General features: G+C 34.7%; 17 protein-coding genes and 3 pseudogenes. 8 read left to right on the top strand and 12 right to left on the bottom strand.

Annotated elements, in window-relative coordinates; all coding sequences use genetic code 11:
* The first annotated feature begins 1 nt into the window (after nucleotide 1).
* Nucleotides 2-871 carry a DMT family transporter gene (locus AB685_RS01435; RefSeq protein ID WP_047968775.1) on the top strand — a complete coding sequence of 290 codons (870 nt, stop codon included), beginning with the start codon at nucleotides 2-4 and terminating at the stop codon, nucleotides 869-871.
* Nucleotides 872-1,293: 422 nt separating this feature from the next.
* On the opposite strand, the gene AB685_RS01440 is transcribed toward AB685_RS01435, so the two are convergent.
* Nucleotides 1,294-1,734: an Lrp/AsnC family transcriptional regulator gene (locus AB685_RS01440; RefSeq protein ID WP_047968776.1), complete on the bottom strand. Its 441-nt coding sequence runs from the start codon at nucleotides 1,732-1,734 to the stop codon at nucleotides 1,294-1,296.
* A 118-nt stretch (nucleotides 1,735-1,852) separates the two neighbouring features.
* Here AB685_RS01440 and AB685_RS01445 point away from each other — a divergent pair, with 118 nt between their 5' ends.
* On the top strand, nucleotides 1,853-2,416 hold the full coding sequence (locus AB685_RS01445) for a cysteine hydrolase family protein (protein WP_047968777.1): 564 nt from the start codon (nucleotides 1,853-1,855) through the stop codon (nucleotides 2,414-2,416).
* A 278-nt stretch (nucleotides 2,417-2,694) separates the two neighbouring features.
* Here the strand turns inward: AB685_RS01445 and AB685_RS32475 are convergent, their stop codons facing one another.
* The 4 genes from AB685_RS32475 to AB685_RS01465 form a co-directional block, all read right to left on the bottom strand.
* Complete coding sequence (locus AB685_RS32475; RefSeq protein ID WP_347230857.1) at nucleotides 2,695-2,910, bottom strand: hypothetical protein; 216 nt, start codon at nucleotides 2,908-2,910, stop codon at nucleotides 2,695-2,697.
* Between the two features lie 301 nt (nucleotides 2,911-3,211).
* Nucleotides 3,212-3,802, bottom strand: a complete 591-nt coding sequence (locus AB685_RS01455; RefSeq protein WP_047968778.1) for a GNAT family protein — start codon at nucleotides 3,800-3,802, stop codon at nucleotides 3,212-3,214.
* Between the two features lie 210 nt (nucleotides 3,803-4,012).
* Nucleotides 4,013-4,444, bottom strand: a complete 432-nt coding sequence (locus AB685_RS01460) for an NUDIX domain-containing protein (RefSeq protein WP_047968779.1) — start codon at nucleotides 4,442-4,444, stop codon at nucleotides 4,013-4,015.
* A 301-nt stretch (nucleotides 4,445-4,745) separates the two neighbouring features.
* Complete coding sequence (locus AB685_RS01465) at nucleotides 4,746-5,321, bottom strand: dihydrofolate reductase family protein (RefSeq protein WP_047968780.1); 576 nt, start codon at nucleotides 5,319-5,321, stop codon at nucleotides 4,746-4,748.
* Nucleotides 5,322-5,330: 9 nt separating this feature from the next.
* Here AB685_RS01465 and AB685_RS31965 point away from each other — a divergent pair.
* A pseudogene (locus AB685_RS31965) lies at nucleotides 5,331-5,458 on the top strand (class I SAM-dependent methyltransferase); the annotation flags it as partial.
* Nucleotides 5,459-5,693: 235 nt separating this feature from the next.
* Here the strand turns inward: AB685_RS31965 and AB685_RS01470 are convergent.
* Nucleotides 5,694-6,206, bottom strand: coding sequence for a DinB family protein (locus AB685_RS01470; protein ID WP_047968781.1), 513 nt, complete (start codon nucleotides 6,204-6,206; stop codon nucleotides 5,694-5,696).
* Nucleotides 6,207-6,239: 33 nt separating this feature from the next.
* Between AB685_RS01470 and AB685_RS31970 the strand changes: the two are divergent.
* A pseudogene (locus AB685_RS31970) lies at nucleotides 6,240-6,410 on the top strand (peptidase E); the annotation flags it as partial.
* Nucleotides 6,411-6,777: 367 nt separating this feature from the next.
* On the opposite strand, the pseudogene AB685_RS30035 reads toward AB685_RS31970, so the two are convergent.
* Both AB685_RS30035 and map read right to left on the bottom strand, forming a co-directional pair.
* Nucleotides 6,778-7,534: pseudogene (locus AB685_RS30035) on the bottom strand (serine hydrolase domain-containing protein).
* A 464-nt stretch (nucleotides 7,535-7,998) separates the two neighbouring features.
* Nucleotides 7,999-8,739: a type I methionyl aminopeptidase gene (gene map / locus AB685_RS01485; RefSeq protein WP_047968783.1), complete on the bottom strand. Its 741-nt coding sequence runs from the start codon at nucleotides 8,737-8,739 to the stop codon at nucleotides 7,999-8,001.
* Between the two features lie 231 nt (nucleotides 8,740-8,970).
* Here map and AB685_RS01490 point away from each other — a divergent pair, with 231 nt between their 5' ends.
* The 4 genes from AB685_RS01490 (at nucleotide 8,971) to AB685_RS01505 (ending at nucleotide 12,890) form a co-directional block, all read left to right on the top strand.
* Nucleotides 8,971-9,222, top strand: coding sequence for a hypothetical protein (locus AB685_RS01490; protein ID WP_241773224.1), 252 nt, complete (start codon nucleotides 8,971-8,973; stop codon nucleotides 9,220-9,222).
* A 160-nt stretch (nucleotides 9,223-9,382) separates the two neighbouring features.
* Entirely contained in the window at nucleotides 9,383-10,666 is a 1,284-nt protein-coding gene (locus AB685_RS01495) for a spore germination protein (protein ID WP_053073690.1), read from the top strand.
* A gap of 29 nt (nucleotides 10,667-10,695) precedes the next feature.
* Nucleotides 10,696-11,814 (top strand): GerAB/ArcD/ProY family transporter, encoded by a 1,119-nt coding sequence (locus AB685_RS01500; RefSeq protein ID WP_047968784.1) that lies wholly within the window; start codon nucleotides 10,696-10,698, stop codon nucleotides 11,812-11,814.
* Nucleotides 11,814-12,890, top strand: coding sequence for a Ger(x)C family spore germination protein (locus AB685_RS01505; protein WP_047968785.1), 1,077 nt, complete (start codon nucleotides 11,814-11,816; stop codon nucleotides 12,888-12,890). Before AB685_RS01500 ends, AB685_RS01505 begins: the two co-directional genes overlap by 1 nt.
* A 452-nt stretch (nucleotides 12,891-13,342) precedes the next feature.
* On the opposite strand, the gene AB685_RS01510 is transcribed toward AB685_RS01505, so the two are convergent.
* The 4 genes from AB685_RS01510 to AB685_RS01525 form a co-directional block, all read right to left on the bottom strand.
* Nucleotides 13,343-13,795, bottom strand: coding sequence for a VOC family protein (locus AB685_RS01510; RefSeq protein ID WP_047968786.1), 453 nt, complete (start codon nucleotides 13,793-13,795; stop codon nucleotides 13,343-13,345).
* A gap of 583 nt (nucleotides 13,796-14,378) precedes the next feature.
* A complete protein-coding gene (locus AB685_RS01515) occupies nucleotides 14,379-15,293 on the bottom strand; it encodes a hypothetical protein (RefSeq protein WP_047968787.1) in 915 nt (304 codons plus the stop codon).
* Between the two features lie 231 nt (nucleotides 15,294-15,524).
* A complete protein-coding gene (locus tag AB685_RS01520) occupies nucleotides 15,525-15,869 on the bottom strand; it encodes a DoxX family protein (RefSeq protein WP_047968788.1) in 345 nt (114 codons plus the stop codon).
* Between the two features lie 13 nt (nucleotides 15,870-15,882).
* A complete protein-coding gene (locus AB685_RS01525; protein ID WP_047968789.1) occupies nucleotides 15,883-16,536 on the bottom strand; it encodes a DsbA family protein in 654 nt (217 codons plus the stop codon).
* Between the last annotated feature and the right edge of the window lie 3 nt (nucleotides 16,537-16,539).

Raw genomic sequence — 16,539 nt, forward strand, 5'->3', positions numbered from 1 at the left:
GATGAAATTCGCAGGTGTAGGATTAATTATACTAGCTGCTATATGCTGGGGCATTAGTGGGGGAATTGCCGCTATTTTAATGAACAAAGGATGGGATCCTGTTGTAATTTCCCTTTACCGAGGGGCTGTTGGGTTTATATGTTTTTTCGCTTGGTTTTCCTTTCGCTTTAAACAAAATTGGATCTTCTCTACACGTTTATACATATGGGCCCTTTTGGCGGGTGTTGGTGTTGCTGGAAATTTCACTTTTTACGCTCTCAGTATCCAATCCTCAAGCATTGCTGTTGCAGCTACATTAATGTACACCGCACCTGTGTTCGTCCTTTTAATCTCCTTTTTATTACGAATAGAACGTTCGTCTTTCTTTAAATGGGGGTGCATTTCAGGTGTACTTATGGGGATTATCCTGCTAACAGGTGCCTACAATACTCATTCAATTTCAGTAAGTTTATCAGGGGCGGCAGCGGGGCTTGCTGCTGGACTATCCTATGCATTGTTTATATTTGGGTTTAAAAATGCCTCTTCCATCGGAAAACCACAAACCATCTTATCCATCGCATTTTTTTCATTTTGTCTCATCCTTTTTCTTTTAGCGGACAATGATGAAGTAGCTAGTGTGGTGACCTCAAGTGACATAGGATGGTTTCTTCTATTAGGAATCGTGGGGGCTGGAATATCATTTATCTTCTATGTAATTGGCATTAAGTTGACTGCCCCGTCAACTGCTTCGATGGTCGCTATGGTAGAGCCGGTGACAGCTTCATTATTTGGCGTTCTGCTTCTCGGAGATCATTTGTCCACTATTCAACTTCTGGGAATGCTGCTTATCCTGGTTACAATCACCGTACTTAGTGTGAAGCAGTCCGACTGATTAAGTCTATTTCCAGTAAACTAAGTAAATTGATTATGTAAAACAGCATTTTCTCAGTTAAATACAGTCGCAGAGAAAAAAGGAAGGCAGTTTAATTTTTAATGCCTTCCTTTTTTCTATTAATTGTTTATAAGATGTTAGTATGCCTTAATTGAAGAATTCTGTTCCATTACTTTAAGTGCAATCTTTTACATCTTCTAACTATTTAAACATAAATACCCGATGCCGATTTTTTTCGGTTGTATGACCATAAATTGAAAATACGTGCTGATCTTTGTTTAAAGATTGCGCCTGATTGTTGAAGATCCTTTTTCTAATGAACAGTATCGTTTGTACTGCATAGCAAATGACTTTTTTAACTTTAGCACTCTTTAGCTCAAGTACAATTTATAACAATATGTATTGTATTAAGATTTATATTGTTATGTAGCAGTCAGCGGATGACGTTGTTTTATCTCTTTTATAGATAGGTTTAAACTATAATTTCCATGTTCGAGAAGTTTATTAAGAAAAAGATTTAGTTCTTCTTGGGATTTAATTTTTATTTTTAAAAGGTAACAACCTTCCCCAGATATTCGATGAGCTTCCACTACCTCATTCTGATCATTAATAAAACCAATAAACGAATCATGATTTGGTGTTTTCATATGCATAATGACAAACGCCGTATAAGGAAGTCCTAATTCCATTTCATTAATGATTAAGGAATAGGCTTTAATAACACCATTTTCCTCAAGTTTTTTTATACGATTCCCTACTGCTTGACCTGTCATATGAATCTGTTCTCCTAAGTCCTTCCATTGAATACGTGAATTTTCGGATAGTAACCGCAGGATCTGAAAATCGATATTATCAAGTTCCATAAAAAATTCCTTTCACTATGAAATTAGTTGATATAGAAGTGTTTCATCAAAGTATCGATTAAAATCAAGATATTATTTATCATTATATTATATTAAATATTTTGATGAGGTGAAAAAATTGAGCACTGCTTTAATTATTATTGATATACAAAACGACTATTTTCCAAACGGTAAAATGGAATTGAGCAATCCAGTAAAAGCTGCTAATAATGCAGGTGAAATTCTTAAATGGTTTAGACAGAATAAGAAAGATAATATATTTCATGTCCAACATATTTCGAATGATGAAGGTATAGGTTTTTTTCTTCCAAATACTGAGGGAGTAAAAATAAATGAGGCTGTTTTACCGATAGAAGAAGAAAATATTATCATAAAACATACACCTAACAGCTTCTTCAATACTGATTTAGAAAGCAATTTAAAAGAAAACGGAGTGACCAAACTAGTAATTGTGGGTATGATGACGCATATGTGTGTGGATGCCACAGTCAGAGCAGCAATGGAGCTAGGTTTTGAATCTACACTTATAGAAGATGCTTGTACGACAACAGACTTAGCTTACCAAGGTAAGGTAGTGCCAGCAGAACAGGTTCATTATGCATTCATTAGCGCACTTAATGGAATATATGCCAATGTAATTTCGACCGAGGATTTCATTCAACAAGAAGCTAACAAAAACTAAAATAGCAATAAATTTATATGAAAGGGAGGTTGTTTCTTTACAATCTCCCTTTTTTGCTAATTAAACCAATAGAATTCAACTAAACTATTTAACTTAGTACATCTCTCACAAACTCGACTAAAATGAAACCATTTGCTGCGTAGTACGAGTCTACTACGTAACATAAATCACTCCATAATCTGGCCCTGAAATGAAAATTGAGCTAAAATCCCTCTGGATTGCGCCCTTCTCTTGAATATCTAACAAGCTTGTATTAACTGCTATTAACTAAACAAGGGTTAATATTTTTTATTTGCATACGCTCTTGCCATTGTTGAAGATGAAAATTTTATTCTATATTTACTTCTAAGTTCTTTCTTTACTTTTTCTGTTAATTTAGCACCTTGTTTATTATGTTCTTCTTCCATCTCAATTCCATTTGGAATTAATTGATCATGATCCCAATCAATCCATTCCCCATACTTATTTGCCCATTCTATTAATTCGTTTTTCAACTCATTTATATCGGGATGTCTTCTAAATCAAAGTTACACCCGCATCGATTACACCATATCGGGTCTGCTCCAACATCGCCTTCAACTTTTAATTCTTGGTTTTGTTTATGTTCACAAAAACAAAGCACAATCAGTCTCTCCTCTAAAATGACTTTTTTATTTATATTTTACATAGTTTCTTGTTAAGCTTACCATTTAACTGAAAAAAGACTGCTGAAACAATCCATCTTTGTTCCATTCTTGCGCCCGATTGCGAAAAATAAATAAATGAGAAAGGTCTGCTAAATCGCTTCTTAGTAGCTTAATCTTTATCTCTAGCGAAGCTAACAATATTTAAATGGTTTTTCAAATTAAAATCTTCTTTAATCATTGAATACATATATACATCATTAAATTTCCCGAAATTGTATTCATAATGCCGCAATAAGCCTTCTTTTCTAAAACCCTGCTTTTTCATTAATTGTTGGGATGGATAATTTGATGGGTCTACTATAGCCTCAATTCTCTCTATATTTAACTTCTTATAACCGTAATGAATAACAGCTTCAACTGCTTCACTAGCTATTCCTTGCCCCCAAAATTCTTTGTGTAACTCAAAACCTATTTCCGCACGATGATGCTTAGGACTCATGTTTAGAAAACCACAGCTACCTATAACAACACTACTTTCCCTTTTTGTAATTACCCACCTAATTCCTGTTCCTTCCTCCACAATCGATTTGTACCATTTAATTTCTTCATTTAAAACGTCTTTTGATGACTTGTATGGTTCTAATCCCATATGTGTGACAACATCCTTATCAGATAAGTATTCATACATGTCAATAGCATCTTCTGTTGCAACTTCTCTCAATATTAATCTTTCTGTTTCTAAGATTGGAAATTTACTCATAAATATCCTCCATTTAAAAATAGATAGCTTATTTATCATATTAAACTCTAAATTATACAGCTGAATCTTCTGAAAAAAGGAGTGAAATAGCACAATAGGGAAAGTATATATACATAATATCAATTCCTTTGCTAAACTAGCATCCAAGAAATCTCAGCTCTATTCAATTTTTGCGCCCTATTGTTGAAGATATGTTTTAAGAAGAATGTACTATACAAACAAGTTTTTATCAGAGAATAGCCTGTCTTTAACATAATTCACTTGCTCTATCATATGACCTATATTTCCTTCTCCAGCAAATAAGGACATATCAAAAAAGTTATTATCTAAATTAGACCAATAAAGAATATTTTCATCTCCAGAAACTAATACATCTCGTTTTAATCTACCAACATATACTTCAACATAACAATCTTGTAGAAAGTATTTAAAATCCATTAAGTGATGAAGATTTATGTCTTCACTGGAAATATTAGTTTCTTCAAGTAGTTCTCTATAAGCAGCATCTATACCTTTTTCTCCATCTTCAATTTTTCCGCCTACTAAATTATTTAAGCCTTTATAAGGGTTTTTCAACCTTTCACACATTAACAACTTGTCCATATCTTTGTTATAAACCATCAATACATTATAACCTTGCATATCATCACTTCCTTGTTGAATTAGACTACCCTACTGGTTGATACTAATAATTTCATAATCTAAAAATTCCTACAATAAGCTATTTATCTATTTAGCCCATTAAAAACGAAGCGCTGATCTTTGTTCCTCGATCGCGCCAGTTTGTGGAACATCCAATCTTAACGACACGATTACCCGACAAACTGAATAGATTGACTCGTAAAAAAAGCAGTGACAAATAGGAACTCGAAAGACCTAGACTGCCGCTGTTTTTATTGTGCTAACGTAATCCGGTTAGCGTAATTTACTTTAGGAGACAAGGTCATCTAACCGTCTGGTAAACGAGGCCTATGGCTCCAGAATCAAATGTCTTGTTTTCGATAAGTTTAAGATTGATCTTCTCCTTGAGACCTTGGAATAACGGCAACCCGATGCCAATCAGAACGGGTGAAACCGTAATTTTATACTCATCTATTAAATCAAGCTGCATAAGGTAATGTGCGAACCTAGGACTGCCGAGGATGACCATATCCTTGCCTGGCTGCTGTTTGAGGTTCTTGATTTGTTCCTCGACATCTTCTTTCACCAGTCTGGAATTGTTCCATTCAACTTTCTCCAGCGTCGTGGAAAAAACGATTTTGGATGTCTTTTCGATCCACTCGGCATGATCCCGTTCATGCTGCGAAGCTGATGGGTTCGAAGGCACAGATGGCCAGTAATTGTGCATCATCTGATAAGTCCCACGTCCCCAAATAACAGTGTCGGCAGTACTCAGAATTTCTTTCGCGTGTTTCTCCAATTCAGCATCGTAGGAAACCCAGCCAATGTCCATTTCACCGTTCGGCCCTTCTACAAAACCGTCCAGCGATGCGTGCAGAAATAGTACGAGCTTTCTCATTTTCAGTTCTCCTTTGTTCATAATATTTTTGATTTAGATATTGAAGAGGGTGCATATGACGTTGTTTATGATTGGGTTGCTTTCACCATATTGCTCCTCACCGTAGAATGAACTACATAGGTCTAATCAGAAAGTCTTATTTTTACGAGCCCGTTTGAGGAAACGATTCATCAACAAAGGCTGGGAAATCAGGATTGGCGGATCGTCTAGTCGCGGAGGGCAAAGTGTAACTTGTTGATGCAGAACAGCGGAATTGGATTCTATAATGATTGGCTTCCTCGTTCTACTGTTCATATTCTGCTATTAATCTCAATCAATTTACCTGTAGGATTATTTTGATACATTCCTTTTTATAACACAATAATTCCCTTACTAAATGTTTGCTTTTAACCCAAGTTTTTGATCCAATTCATACATCTGGCGCAGATGATGACGATAATGCATCCCGACAAGAGCAAACCACTCTTTTGCATTCAGCCACCCAAAGCCTCCATGTTCAGCTTTGTAATTTGGATTTATATCATCTACTTTCATTTCCCATTCTTTCAACCTTTTCATTAATTGATCGAGCTGAAGCAAAATGTCTTCTTTACTTTTTGAATTGTCGGGTGGGGTATCAAGTTCGTCCGGTAATTTAATTTTAATTGGCGGAAACCTACCAATATTAAATAAATTTTCTCCAAACTCCGTCTTTCCCTCCTCTTGCTCTCTACCAGACGTTGCACAATATTCAACACTATCAAGATATTCATGAGCTACAACTATTAAATGGTCATACAATTGACCGATAGACCAAACTCCTTGCTCAGGTATATGCCTTAGTTGTTCCATTGAATATTTTTTTATAAATATTTTATATGTTTCAATCAATTTCAGATTATCCATTTTAGATTCTCCTTTCCTGTAATTTTAGAGATCCCAACCCTAGATTACGAGATGTTACCGGACAATACCTAGCCCAATGCAGAAAAGTGGGCAGCTGGCGTCTCAGCGCCAGGGTACGCGATTGACATTTATACGGCAATCAAAGTGACCCTTGGGGCCGTTGAAGTTGTCTCCGAGGGGCAATGGAAGCTGCTCCCCCCTTAACATTGAGATGGTCAGCCCATTAGCTTTCGATTTTTTAGTTCTTTTTAAAAGAGCCTGATTTCTTCACTTAAATTGAGTCTTCAAGAATTCTGCCCGATTGCTTAATACCAATTATTTCAAATTAGTGTAACTTCTACAAGAAAAATATTTACAAAAATAGCTTACCCTGTACTGGACAAGCTCCCTCCACCTTAATAGTTTCTTATGACAGAAAAGATTTATAAATTTCTCCTATAATCCCTTCCATTTGATGAACACCTAATTCTGCATTTGTCATGATGACTGCCCCTTTCTCTAAATACGGAAACGCCACCATCATACATTGAAAACCTACTCCCCAACCAAGTGAAGTAATTTCTAGTTCTTTCTAAGAACCTCCTAGAAACACACCTAATCCAATCCGATTTTTACTTCTTTGTGGGGATATCATTTCCTTTGCTATACTTGCCGGAATACCAACCTTACTGTTTCCTTTTACAGCATTCATTAACTCAAGGACTAATTTGGCTTGATCTAAAGAGGTTGTCCAAAGTCCAGAAGCAGCTGGATATGGATATATAGGATATTTTCCATCAACCAATTCACCGTTTTTGTTATGACCACAAGAGAAACCTTTTCGCTCCATTTCTAACATTGTTGTGTTTAAACTGCTATTATCCATTCTTAATGGTTCACATATAAGTTCGTTCATAACTCGATGGAACGGTCTTTCAGTTACATCTTCTATTAATTGCTGAATAATATTCCAATAATTCAACCATCGAAGGGATTTCTGGATCCATATTAAGCTCAGAGAGACTATTTTCATGATCACTAATCCCAGATTGATGACTAAGCAAATTTCGTAAGGTCACTCTTTTATATTTAGTGAAATCATTTTCAGGTACTTTCCACAACACAAGCCTTTTGTTTACATCCTCATCTAAATCAAGAAGCCCTTGTTTTGTTAGTTTCATAACAAGCATACCTGTTAGAAACTTGCTAATTGAACAAGCACTAAAAACAGAATCCTTATTTACTTTTTTATCACTTTTCACCTCTAGTAAGCCGTAATCATATGTACCACTGACTTGACCTTGGTTAATTAATGTAATACTTAAACCTGGTACATTATAATGTTCCATGCGTTCTTTAATATCTATATTTTTGAATTTCACATTTTCCCCCCTCGAATGAGATATATTGCCCCAGAATGAAAACTAGCGCAAATTCTTGTTAAAGGATTGCGCCCGATAGTTTAATAAAGAAATTTAATCTGAGGAGCATTTATTCATCAAAAACGCACTCTGGAATATCTTGAGTGTCTACTTTTTTAATAAAATCAACTATCTCATTAGACCCAATTGTTTTTTGAAACACATCAGTTTTCTGGATTTGAATTCATCAAGATTTTCTATTTCATAAAAAAAGTCCACCCCACACTGATAAATTATTCTGCTTCTTTAGTTTAACATTAATTTCCATATCGTTGACATAGATAAAAGCATCCCTTGTTGAAGGCTTGCCCTGTTAGTTCAACAATGAACCGGTTTTCCACTACAACTGTGGCATTAAGCCTACTCCATATACTTTTCCGCGTATGCTTGAATTAAAGTGTGACAATAATCGGACCATTTTTAGTAATGATAATCGTATGTTCCAATTGAGCTACAAAGCTTTTTTCTGTAGCATAGGTCCAGCCGTCTTCTTTTTGGAATACTTCTTCTTCAAAGGTTGAGATAAATGGTTCGAATGCGATAACCATCCCCTCCTTTAATAATTCATTATCCCATGTATCATTATAATTATAAATGTGGTCAGGTGCTTCGTGTATTGTACATCCAATACCATGTCCAGTAAGGTTTTTGATAACAGTTAATCCATTCTCTCTCGCTGTTTGGAATACTACTTTTCCAATTCCATTTTTTTGAGAACCGGGCTTTGCTTTCTTAAGCCCTGCTTCAAATGCCTTTTTGGCAACGTTGCATATTTTGGTTAATATTTCTTCTCCTTCGCCTACTACAAACGAGATTCCTGTATCTGCGAAATAATCGTTTTTGGAACCAGAAACATCTATATTTACTAAATCTCCTTCATGAATAACCCGAGGCCCCGGAACACCATGTGCCACTTCTTCATTAACACTAATACAAGTATAGCCAGGAAAATCATATTCACTTTTTGGTGCTGAAACTGCACCTGCTTTCTCAAAAAGCTCTCCGGCTATATCATCAAGTTCTTTTGTCGTTATGCCAGGAATTGTTCTTTGTACCAATTCATCTCTAATGGTTGCAATAATTTTGCCAATTTCCTTCAAACCATTAAAATCTTCATCTGTTTTTACAATCATCGTATATCCTCACTTTACAAATTATCTTATGATTAGTATTCCTTTTCGATTTTAGCATAAATGGAACGGCTTTTTCTTCAACTAAACTGCTCGTTAGCACATAAGCGATTGCCCTTATTGAACAATCGTGTTCGATCGTAATAAACTACTGCATATTCTTCTTTTAAGCGCAAAAATATTGTGAAATTGAGACCCAAAAATTAGAAAGAAATACACACACTTATTATTTTAATGAAATATGCTATTACAAAAGCAGAAAGGAAACTTTTATTGATGGATATGGTTGATGAACATGAAAATCACATTATTGATACCGTTATCTCTTTATTAGACATATTGGTAATTATTCAGATTGAAGACGATCCAATTATTGGAATTGTCCTTGTTGCTCTTTTAAAGATAGTTACAAAAGACCGTCTCATTCGAATTTTATTCATTTTATTGGTAATTATTTTAGGTGAAGTTTCAGAGATTGAAAGCTGAATTCACCTTTTATTTATTATCTAATAAACAATGGATTTATATTTAAATTTAATTTAACGAATAAAAACTTTTGGAGCTCCCATAATAATTATACGGCACACATTATCAATGTTTATCTGAATTTTGATGAATTTTAGAGGCAGGAGAGAGAAAAACTTCTATGTTCCAAGACAACCTGGAGATTTCTTTAAAGGAAAAGTTTAAGGGATTAAGTGATTTTTCCTTCCGTGAATTGAATTCGTATAAAATATTTTTTATTTCCTCATTGGTAAAAAAAGAAGACGTAAATAAATATGTGATAGAATCTCTGCTTGAAAATGAAGTCGTTAATTTTCCTGTAACAAATATCGAAAAAGATTCCTCAACAGAAAATGCAGAGAAAAAAATCTTAAGAGGAAACATTATTGTCAGTAAAAAAAATGAACCATTCTTTTTATCGATTAGCCTCCCGTCTGACGCAGGAAGAAGCATTGAATCGTCTGAACAAGAGGTTACCCTTTATACATCATTAGAAAGCTTTACAGAACAACTTGATATTAATCTTACTCTTATTAGAAGGTATCTTCCAACAGCAAAATTAAAATCGGAGATATTTGAAGTCGGTACGATATCTAAAAGTCAAATTGCCCTGCTGCAAATTGAAGGATTAGCCGATAAAAGTGAAATTGAGTTTATTAAAGAGAAAATTAAAAATGTAGATGAAAAATTCATCATCAATTCCGCTTTTTTAGGTCGGAGACTAGAAAACTCCTCTTTTAGCAGTTTTCCGCAGTACCAAATTTCGGACAGGCCAGATTCAGTCAGTCTTGCGCTTTCTTCCGGAAAAATTGTATTAATCATCGATCAAAACCCGTATGCTCTTATTGGTCCCGTTTCATTTTTAGATTTTTTTGAATCCACAGAGGACTATATATATAATATTCGAACCGCATTTCTAATTAGAATCCTTAGATTGATTGGCTATTTAAGCTCTATCATACTTGTTCCATTATATGTCGCAATAACAACCCATGATTATGAAGCCCTTCCGCTAGAGCTTTTGTTTATCATCATTGAAAGCAGATCCGATGTTCCTTTTTCGCCTTTCTGGGAGTCCCTTCTCATGCTGCTTACATTGGAGATTTTAAAGGAAGCAAGTAAAAGGATGCCTACTAAGACAGGGAGTACACTTGGAGTGGTTGGAGGTATCATCATTGGAGATGCTGCAATCCAGGCAGGAATTGCAAGCAATGTACTTATTGTAATAATAGGGATCACAGCGGTCTCCTCATTTGTTTCACCAAATTATTTAATGGGTGTTTCGTCAAAAATTTTACGATTAGTGTTCCTTTTATTATCCATTCAATTTGGATTATTTGGGATAATTATCGGTTTTTGTTTTTTAATCATCCATTTGAACTCCATTTATTCGATAAAAAAACCTTACTTGATGGCAAATTCCTAGCAAATGTTTATGACTGAGAGGGGTAAAAGATGAAATATCAATTATTTTCTAAATCTTTAAACCACACACATACTGCTTCTCCTCCAATTAATGGGTGGTTATTGGTCTTTGTCGTGAATCGTCTTCAAGTAGGATATACGGTGTTATTATTACCAACTCAATTAGTCAGTGGAGCTAATTACTGGATTATTGTCTTAGCTTTTATCTTATCTCAAATAAACCTGTTTTTGATTAGTAAGTGGTTGAACAATCGTAATGGTTCGGGACCAATAAAACTGGAATCCTTGCTCCCTAAACCCATTCTTTATCCATTCGTTATTATCGGGTTACCAATATTGTTTATTAAATTTGCCGTGATTATCATAGGGTACACAAAGATTATTCAAATATATCTTTTACCGGAACAAAAGCAATCCATTATATTAGTTGTTTTATTAGCTGTTATTGCTTATTTAACATCCAAAGGGGTTCATGCTTTAACCAGGTTTGCTTTTTTGGCTTTTCTATTTTCAGGTTGGATTCTGTTTGCTTATCTGCAATTTTTCTTTTCACCCAACGTGTCAATCAGAGAATTTTTCCCTTTGATCGATGGATTTAATGCGGATAGAGATATCTATAATTTCATTTATGTGTTCTCCGCTTTTTCAGGTCCGGAACTAATTTTGTTTTTAAAAAATTGGATGAGAGGTGATAAAAAGACATATAAATTTTTAACCATTGGAAACACTTTAACATTTGTGGAATATTCACTGTTATTTTTTCTAGCGGTCCTTTTTTACGGATCCGATTATTTGAAGAAAGTAGAATATCCTCTTGTAACAATGGCAAAGTACATACAAACCCCTTATATTGACCGTTTAGAAATGTTTATTATTCCTTTTTACACCTTTCCATTGATTTTCTCGTTATCTCTTGTATGTCTATATTTATACAAAGGTCTACATTATACAATGAGGTTTAAGGAAAACGATATTTCGTTCTTTACTTTTATTATTTTTATTGGCATTATTACCATTTTTGTTCAAAACAATTACTGGGAGGAAAGTTTTCAGGAAAGAATGTGGATTTCCTACTATATCTATACTACCGCAATATTATACTCACTTCTCCCACTAGGATTTCTCACCATAAAAAGGATGAAAATATAATGAGGAAATTATCGTGTTTTATGTTTTTCATACAAGTTGTTTTTTTAACATCTTGTACTGGTAGTTCCAACAATATCGTAGAAGAAATAGCTCCCACCATTTTGTACTACATTGAAAAAGGAGCGAGCGAAAAGTATCAAGTATCCACGATGGTCCCTCCTGTCAAAGGTGAAAATAGAGTCGTCTTGTCTACAGAAGAATCTCTATTAAAAGATATTAAAGACAAATTAAATTCTCAATATTTTCGTGATGTGAAGTATGGTCAATTAAGATTAGTCTTTTTCAGTGAAGAACTAGCCAAAGAAGAAGGGATTGGTCACATTATAAATGCCCTCTATATGGATCCCGACATCTCTGATCGGCTTTTTCTAGGAATTGTTAATGGGGACTTTAAAAAATTGCTTAATGAAAATAAATTAACTGATTTTTATCTTTTCAAAGAAATGAAACATAATGAAAGAAGTGGAGAAATAATGGTAACGGACATGCACCAATATTTGAAAGCAGTGAATTCGAAATACGCCGATCCCTATATACCGTACTTTTCAATGGAAGGGAAAGATCTGCATTATAAGGGAGTTGCCCTCTTTAATAACCATAAAATGGTTCATGATTTAAACTTATTAGAATCAAAGTTTTTCGATATTCTTCTAAACAAGTCAAAATATCAAGAGTTTATTCCAATAAAAAACTTGCAGGTAAGTATTGGGCTAGTAAATACGGATCTGAAAATGAAAATGAATGAAGCAAATAAAACAGTCGATTTGAAGGTTGTACTTAGAGGAATCATTAGTGAATACCAGGGAGAAAGGGATTTATCCGATAGAAAAGAACAACAAAAATTGAAGAAGGAAATAAAAGATGATTTTCATAAAAGGACATTAGACCTTTTAATGACTTTTCAAGATCAAAATATAGATCCATTGCAATTAGGGTTACATACAAAAAGGGCATTTTCACAAACTTATCATGGAAATGAATGGGAGGAAGAATGGCCGCAATATAACATTAATTTAAAGGTCGACTTAAATATTAAAGATTATGGAACTTACCAGCAAGAGGAAAATGAATATTAACTGCTTACAAAAAAACGGCATTGAAATACTGCCGTTACATATTGATACACTTTAGTCATGGTATATATTTTCCTAGAAGTAGCTATATCTTCTACCTTCTTGTTTGTACAACCTTTTACAATTTCATCTATATTTTAGCCTAAATATCCATTTTTCATGAATGAGAGCTGATCATCCTTATTCTAGGATCGCGACCTTTTATTGAATAAGAAATTTCTTCAAATCGAGACGGATTGTTATATAACGTTTTCACATTCGCGAACCCTGCGAGCCTGAATCTGCTTCACTGCTTCTTCCACTGGCGACCATGGGATCGGAGAGTCCCGCAGCGTGAATGCTGTGTTATATGACGTACCCGACTTCTTCGAGTTACTTTCACACTGCTTTTCTATTTCAATTTTTACTTCAGTAATGTATATTTCAGTAAAGGCTCTTTAAAAAATGTCACTTACTTATTTGTTAGCGAGTTGTTCCGCCAAACCGATTAGAAGTCCTTCGGTTCCACGAATGTAGCAGAGCCGATACGAGTCCTCGTACTGAACCACTTCGCCAACGAGCTGAGCACCATACTTAGTGAGTCTGGATACCATTTCGTCAATGTCTTCAACGGTGAACATGACGCGTAGATAACCGAGTGCGTTTACAGGAGCAGTCCGGTGATCTGATATAGTAGGTGGGGTGAGAAATCGCGAAAGTTCAAGTCGGCTGTGGCCATCTGGGGTAACCATCATAGCAATCTCTAAGCACTGAGAACCCAATCCGGTTACGCGACCAGCCCATTCACCTTCGACAGTGGCTCGCCCTTCGAGGTTCAAGCCAATCTCCTCGAAGAAAGAGATTGCGTCATCAAGGGATTCTACAACGATGCCGACATTGTCCATTCTTAGTAATTTGTTTTTTGACATAGTCTTATCTCCTTATGTGAAAAATTTATTATCTGACAATCTTCATAATTATTCTGTTACAAATTCCTTCCGAACAAAAAACACCTTGTAACAGTTCATGATAACAAATAAAAGTCACAGTATTGGAAAATGTGAATTTGGTTTTCGGGTATGTCATATAACATCTTGTTAACGAACAACACTCCGTAAACCCTCTACTATTGGAATATTTGCGAACCTTATTTCGTGAATGCCATCATGATCAAATTCAAAAATTCGATACCGTAGATACTATTCGATAAAACAACTTCGACTTCCCCACAAAATATTCCTGCCCTGTACTTCATTAAATGGCCCTTTCATGCCAAATAAGCGCAGATCTTTATTCCGGAAATGCGCCCTATCGGAATATCGTTCTTGAACATTCATAATGGACAGATGTTCAAGAAAAGCTCCATTTAGCAGAAGACTCGATTTCAAGATAACCTTAAAAGATACTAATTATGCTCTACCGTTATGCCTCCTGTTTATTTAAGTACACTACATCACAATCATCATTATATTTAGAATCGGCTAAGTTAAACAATACTGTAAATTTTCAGTATTATTCTTGGTACTCTGGATGATTGTGCCTAATGCAACCAAATAAATAACACCCTGTCTTCATGGAAACTTCGAATACCAAGGGAGGAAAGTAACCAGATGAAATCTTTTCAAACATACCCTCATACTCTTTCTTTTCGTTGCGTAATTTTTCTAGATGATTTATTTTATCTTCTTCAGACCAATCTTCATCACAATCATCTTTTTGAGCTTTATCAATTTCCTTAATTTTCTCCTTGATAACATCGTTTATTATTTCATTTGCTAGTGATTTATTATTTAGTTTGAGCAAAGAATAAACATACCTACTGACCCAATTTGGTTGCTTCCAATATACATCCCAACCTTTATTAAACCATTCGTTAGCTTTTTTAAAATAACCCAATTCTACATACATATCTGCAACATCTACCTCGCCAACAAACTCATCGTCATGTTCAGAAAAGGTATCCAGCCTGTCCTTTGCCTCGTTTAATTTACCTAATTCTATTAAACATATAACGTGACTGTACATTGCGTAATCTGATTTCTCAGTTGCTAATAGAAAATACCTTGAAGCCATTTCTATATTTCCAATATGGTAATTAGCGATTGCTAAGTTATTATAAGTGGTTTTAGAAGGCTGAATAGAAATAGAAGACTCCAAAACATCTTTAGCGAGTTCCCACTTCTCTTGTCGTATATATATTTCTCCTAACAAACTGTATGGAAAATGAGAATTAGGTTTAAATTTTATCGCTTCTTCCAATAAAACAATAGCTTTCTCGTCCTTGTACTCTTCATAACAGTATATCCAAGCAAGATTAGTTAGTGATTGAACATTTCTGCATTCGTTTACTGCCGTTTGAAATAACTTCAATGCCTCCTCGTATTCATTACTTTCTAGTAATTCAATAGCTTTTTTATTCGTATTCAATAATTTATCCCTCATGTCTCAATAAATTTTATTAAACAAAAGTAGAATGCCTTAACTTCTATTGCAGAAACCTGTTAGCAACTTCAACAATAGTAGGAGCTGCTATTGCCCCCCTGCTCCAGAACTAAAACTCCCTTTTGCTGAAGACTCGGATTCGAGATAACTTAAATTATGTTCTTCAGTAAAAGCTCCAATTACATTAAGTATATTTTTTCACGGACTTAAAAAAGATTAGATGTTGACCACACTTACAGTACTGGATAATATACCTATAATTATGGCTGGAGTGGTAGATATAATGGATTCATTCGCTCTAATTCTTAATACCATACTGACCAACATTATCATCGTTATCCAAACTCCCCCTAATATAGCAGCATCTGTGTACCAAATACCACTCAACATAAACATTCCACCCAATAATTGTACGAAGCCTGTTACATAGCGAAAATAATTAGGTAATTGTAAATGTATCATTTTTTCTTTTGAATATTTAGCTCCCGTGAATGCAAGAAAAGAAAGGAACGCGAATAGCGTCCCAATAACAACTTGAATAATTAAAGTGAATAAAAGCATTAGTTATCCCTCATCAGCAAGAGTCACCATCAAGGGAGCACTGAAAGACATCAAAATCATTCGTTTTTACCTTTTGGCTTTCCTGTTCAATTACTTTTTCAAACACCTCTTTACTAGCAGCTCCAGAAATACGCTCTTCCCCAATAATAAATGTAGGGACTCCAGTAATTTGTGCTTCTTCGTAGGCATGTTTAAGGGCTTGTTGTTGTGTTTCACGATATTTTCTTGTTACCAGTGCCTCTTTGAATTTAGTTTCATCAAGCCCGACCTCTTTAGCAAGAACTGTTAACTCTTCAATTTCTCCAATATTCTTTTCTTCTTGGAAGAAACCTTTATACAATCGGTCATTGTATTCTTTCGCTTTATTGTACTCTTTTGCGAAGTGAAAACCTTCATGTGCTAAATCTGTATATGGATGAGGAGAAACATTTGGTAATATCATGTCTACGCCCCATGCTTCGATTCTAGGATAAATGGAACTTTCCCATAAAGCCAACTTAGTAGGGTCATTTACTGGGTCTAATTGTTGTGAAGGTCTAGATCGTAATTCATACGGCATCCATTCTACCTCAACATCTTTTCCTTCAATCGCCTTTTCAAATTGGTCTTTACCTAAAAAACAAAATGGGCATACATAATCTGAATAAATTTTTACTTTTAATGTCATTTT

This window comes from Bacillus sp. LL01 (assembly GCF_001037965.1).

Bases quoted from the DNA above. Each gene is read 5' to 3' on its own strand.
- AB685_RS01435 (WP_047968775.1), top strand. From the start codon at position 2: ATGAAATTCGCAGGTGTAGGATTAATTATACTAGCTGCTATATGCTGG.
- AB685_RS01470 (WP_047968781.1), bottom strand. From the start codon at position 6,206: ATGGATAATCTGAAATTGATTGAAACATATAAAATATTTATAAAAAAA.
- AB685_RS01455 (WP_047968778.1), bottom strand. From the start codon at position 3,802: ATGAGTAAATTTCCAATCTTAGAAACAGAAAGATTAATATTGAGAGAA.
- map (WP_047968783.1), bottom strand. From the start codon at position 8,739: ATGATTGTAAAAACAGATGAAGATTTTAATGGTTTGAAGGAAATTGGC.
- AB685_RS01440 (WP_047968776.1), bottom strand. From the start codon at position 1,734: ATGGAACTTGATAATATCGATTTTCAGATCCTGCGGTTACTATCCGAA.
- AB685_RS01495 (WP_053073690.1), top strand. From the start codon at position 9,383: ATGTTCCAAGACAACCTGGAGATTTCTTTAAAGGAAAAGTTTAAGGGA.
- AB685_RS01465 (WP_047968780.1), bottom strand. From the start codon at position 5,321: ATGAGAAAGCTCGTACTATTTCTGCACGCATCGCTGGACGGTTTTGTA.
- AB685_RS01525 (WP_047968789.1), bottom strand. From the start codon at position 16,536: ATGACATTAAAAGTAAAAATTTATTCAGATTATGTATGCCCATTTTGT.
- AB685_RS01505 (WP_047968785.1), top strand. From the start codon at position 11,814: ATGAGGAAATTATCGTGTTTTATGTTTTTCATACAAGTTGTTTTTTTA.
- AB685_RS01520 (WP_047968788.1), bottom strand. From the start codon at position 15,869: ATGCTTTTATTCACTTTAATTATTCAAGTTGTTATTGGGACGCTATTC.
- AB685_RS01510 (WP_047968786.1), bottom strand. From the start codon at position 13,795: ATGTCAAAAAACAAATTACTAAGAATGGACAATGTCGGCATCGTTGTA.
- AB685_RS01460 (WP_047968779.1), bottom strand. From the start codon at position 4,444: ATGCAAGGTTATAATGTATTGATGGTTTATAACAAAGATATGGACAAG.
- AB685_RS01500 (WP_047968784.1), top strand. From the start codon at position 10,696: ATGAAATATCAATTATTTTCTAAATCTTTAAACCACACACATACTGCT.
- AB685_RS01490 (WP_241773224.1), top strand. From the start codon at position 8,971: ATGAAATATGCTATTACAAAAGCAGAAAGGAAACTTTTATTGATGGAT.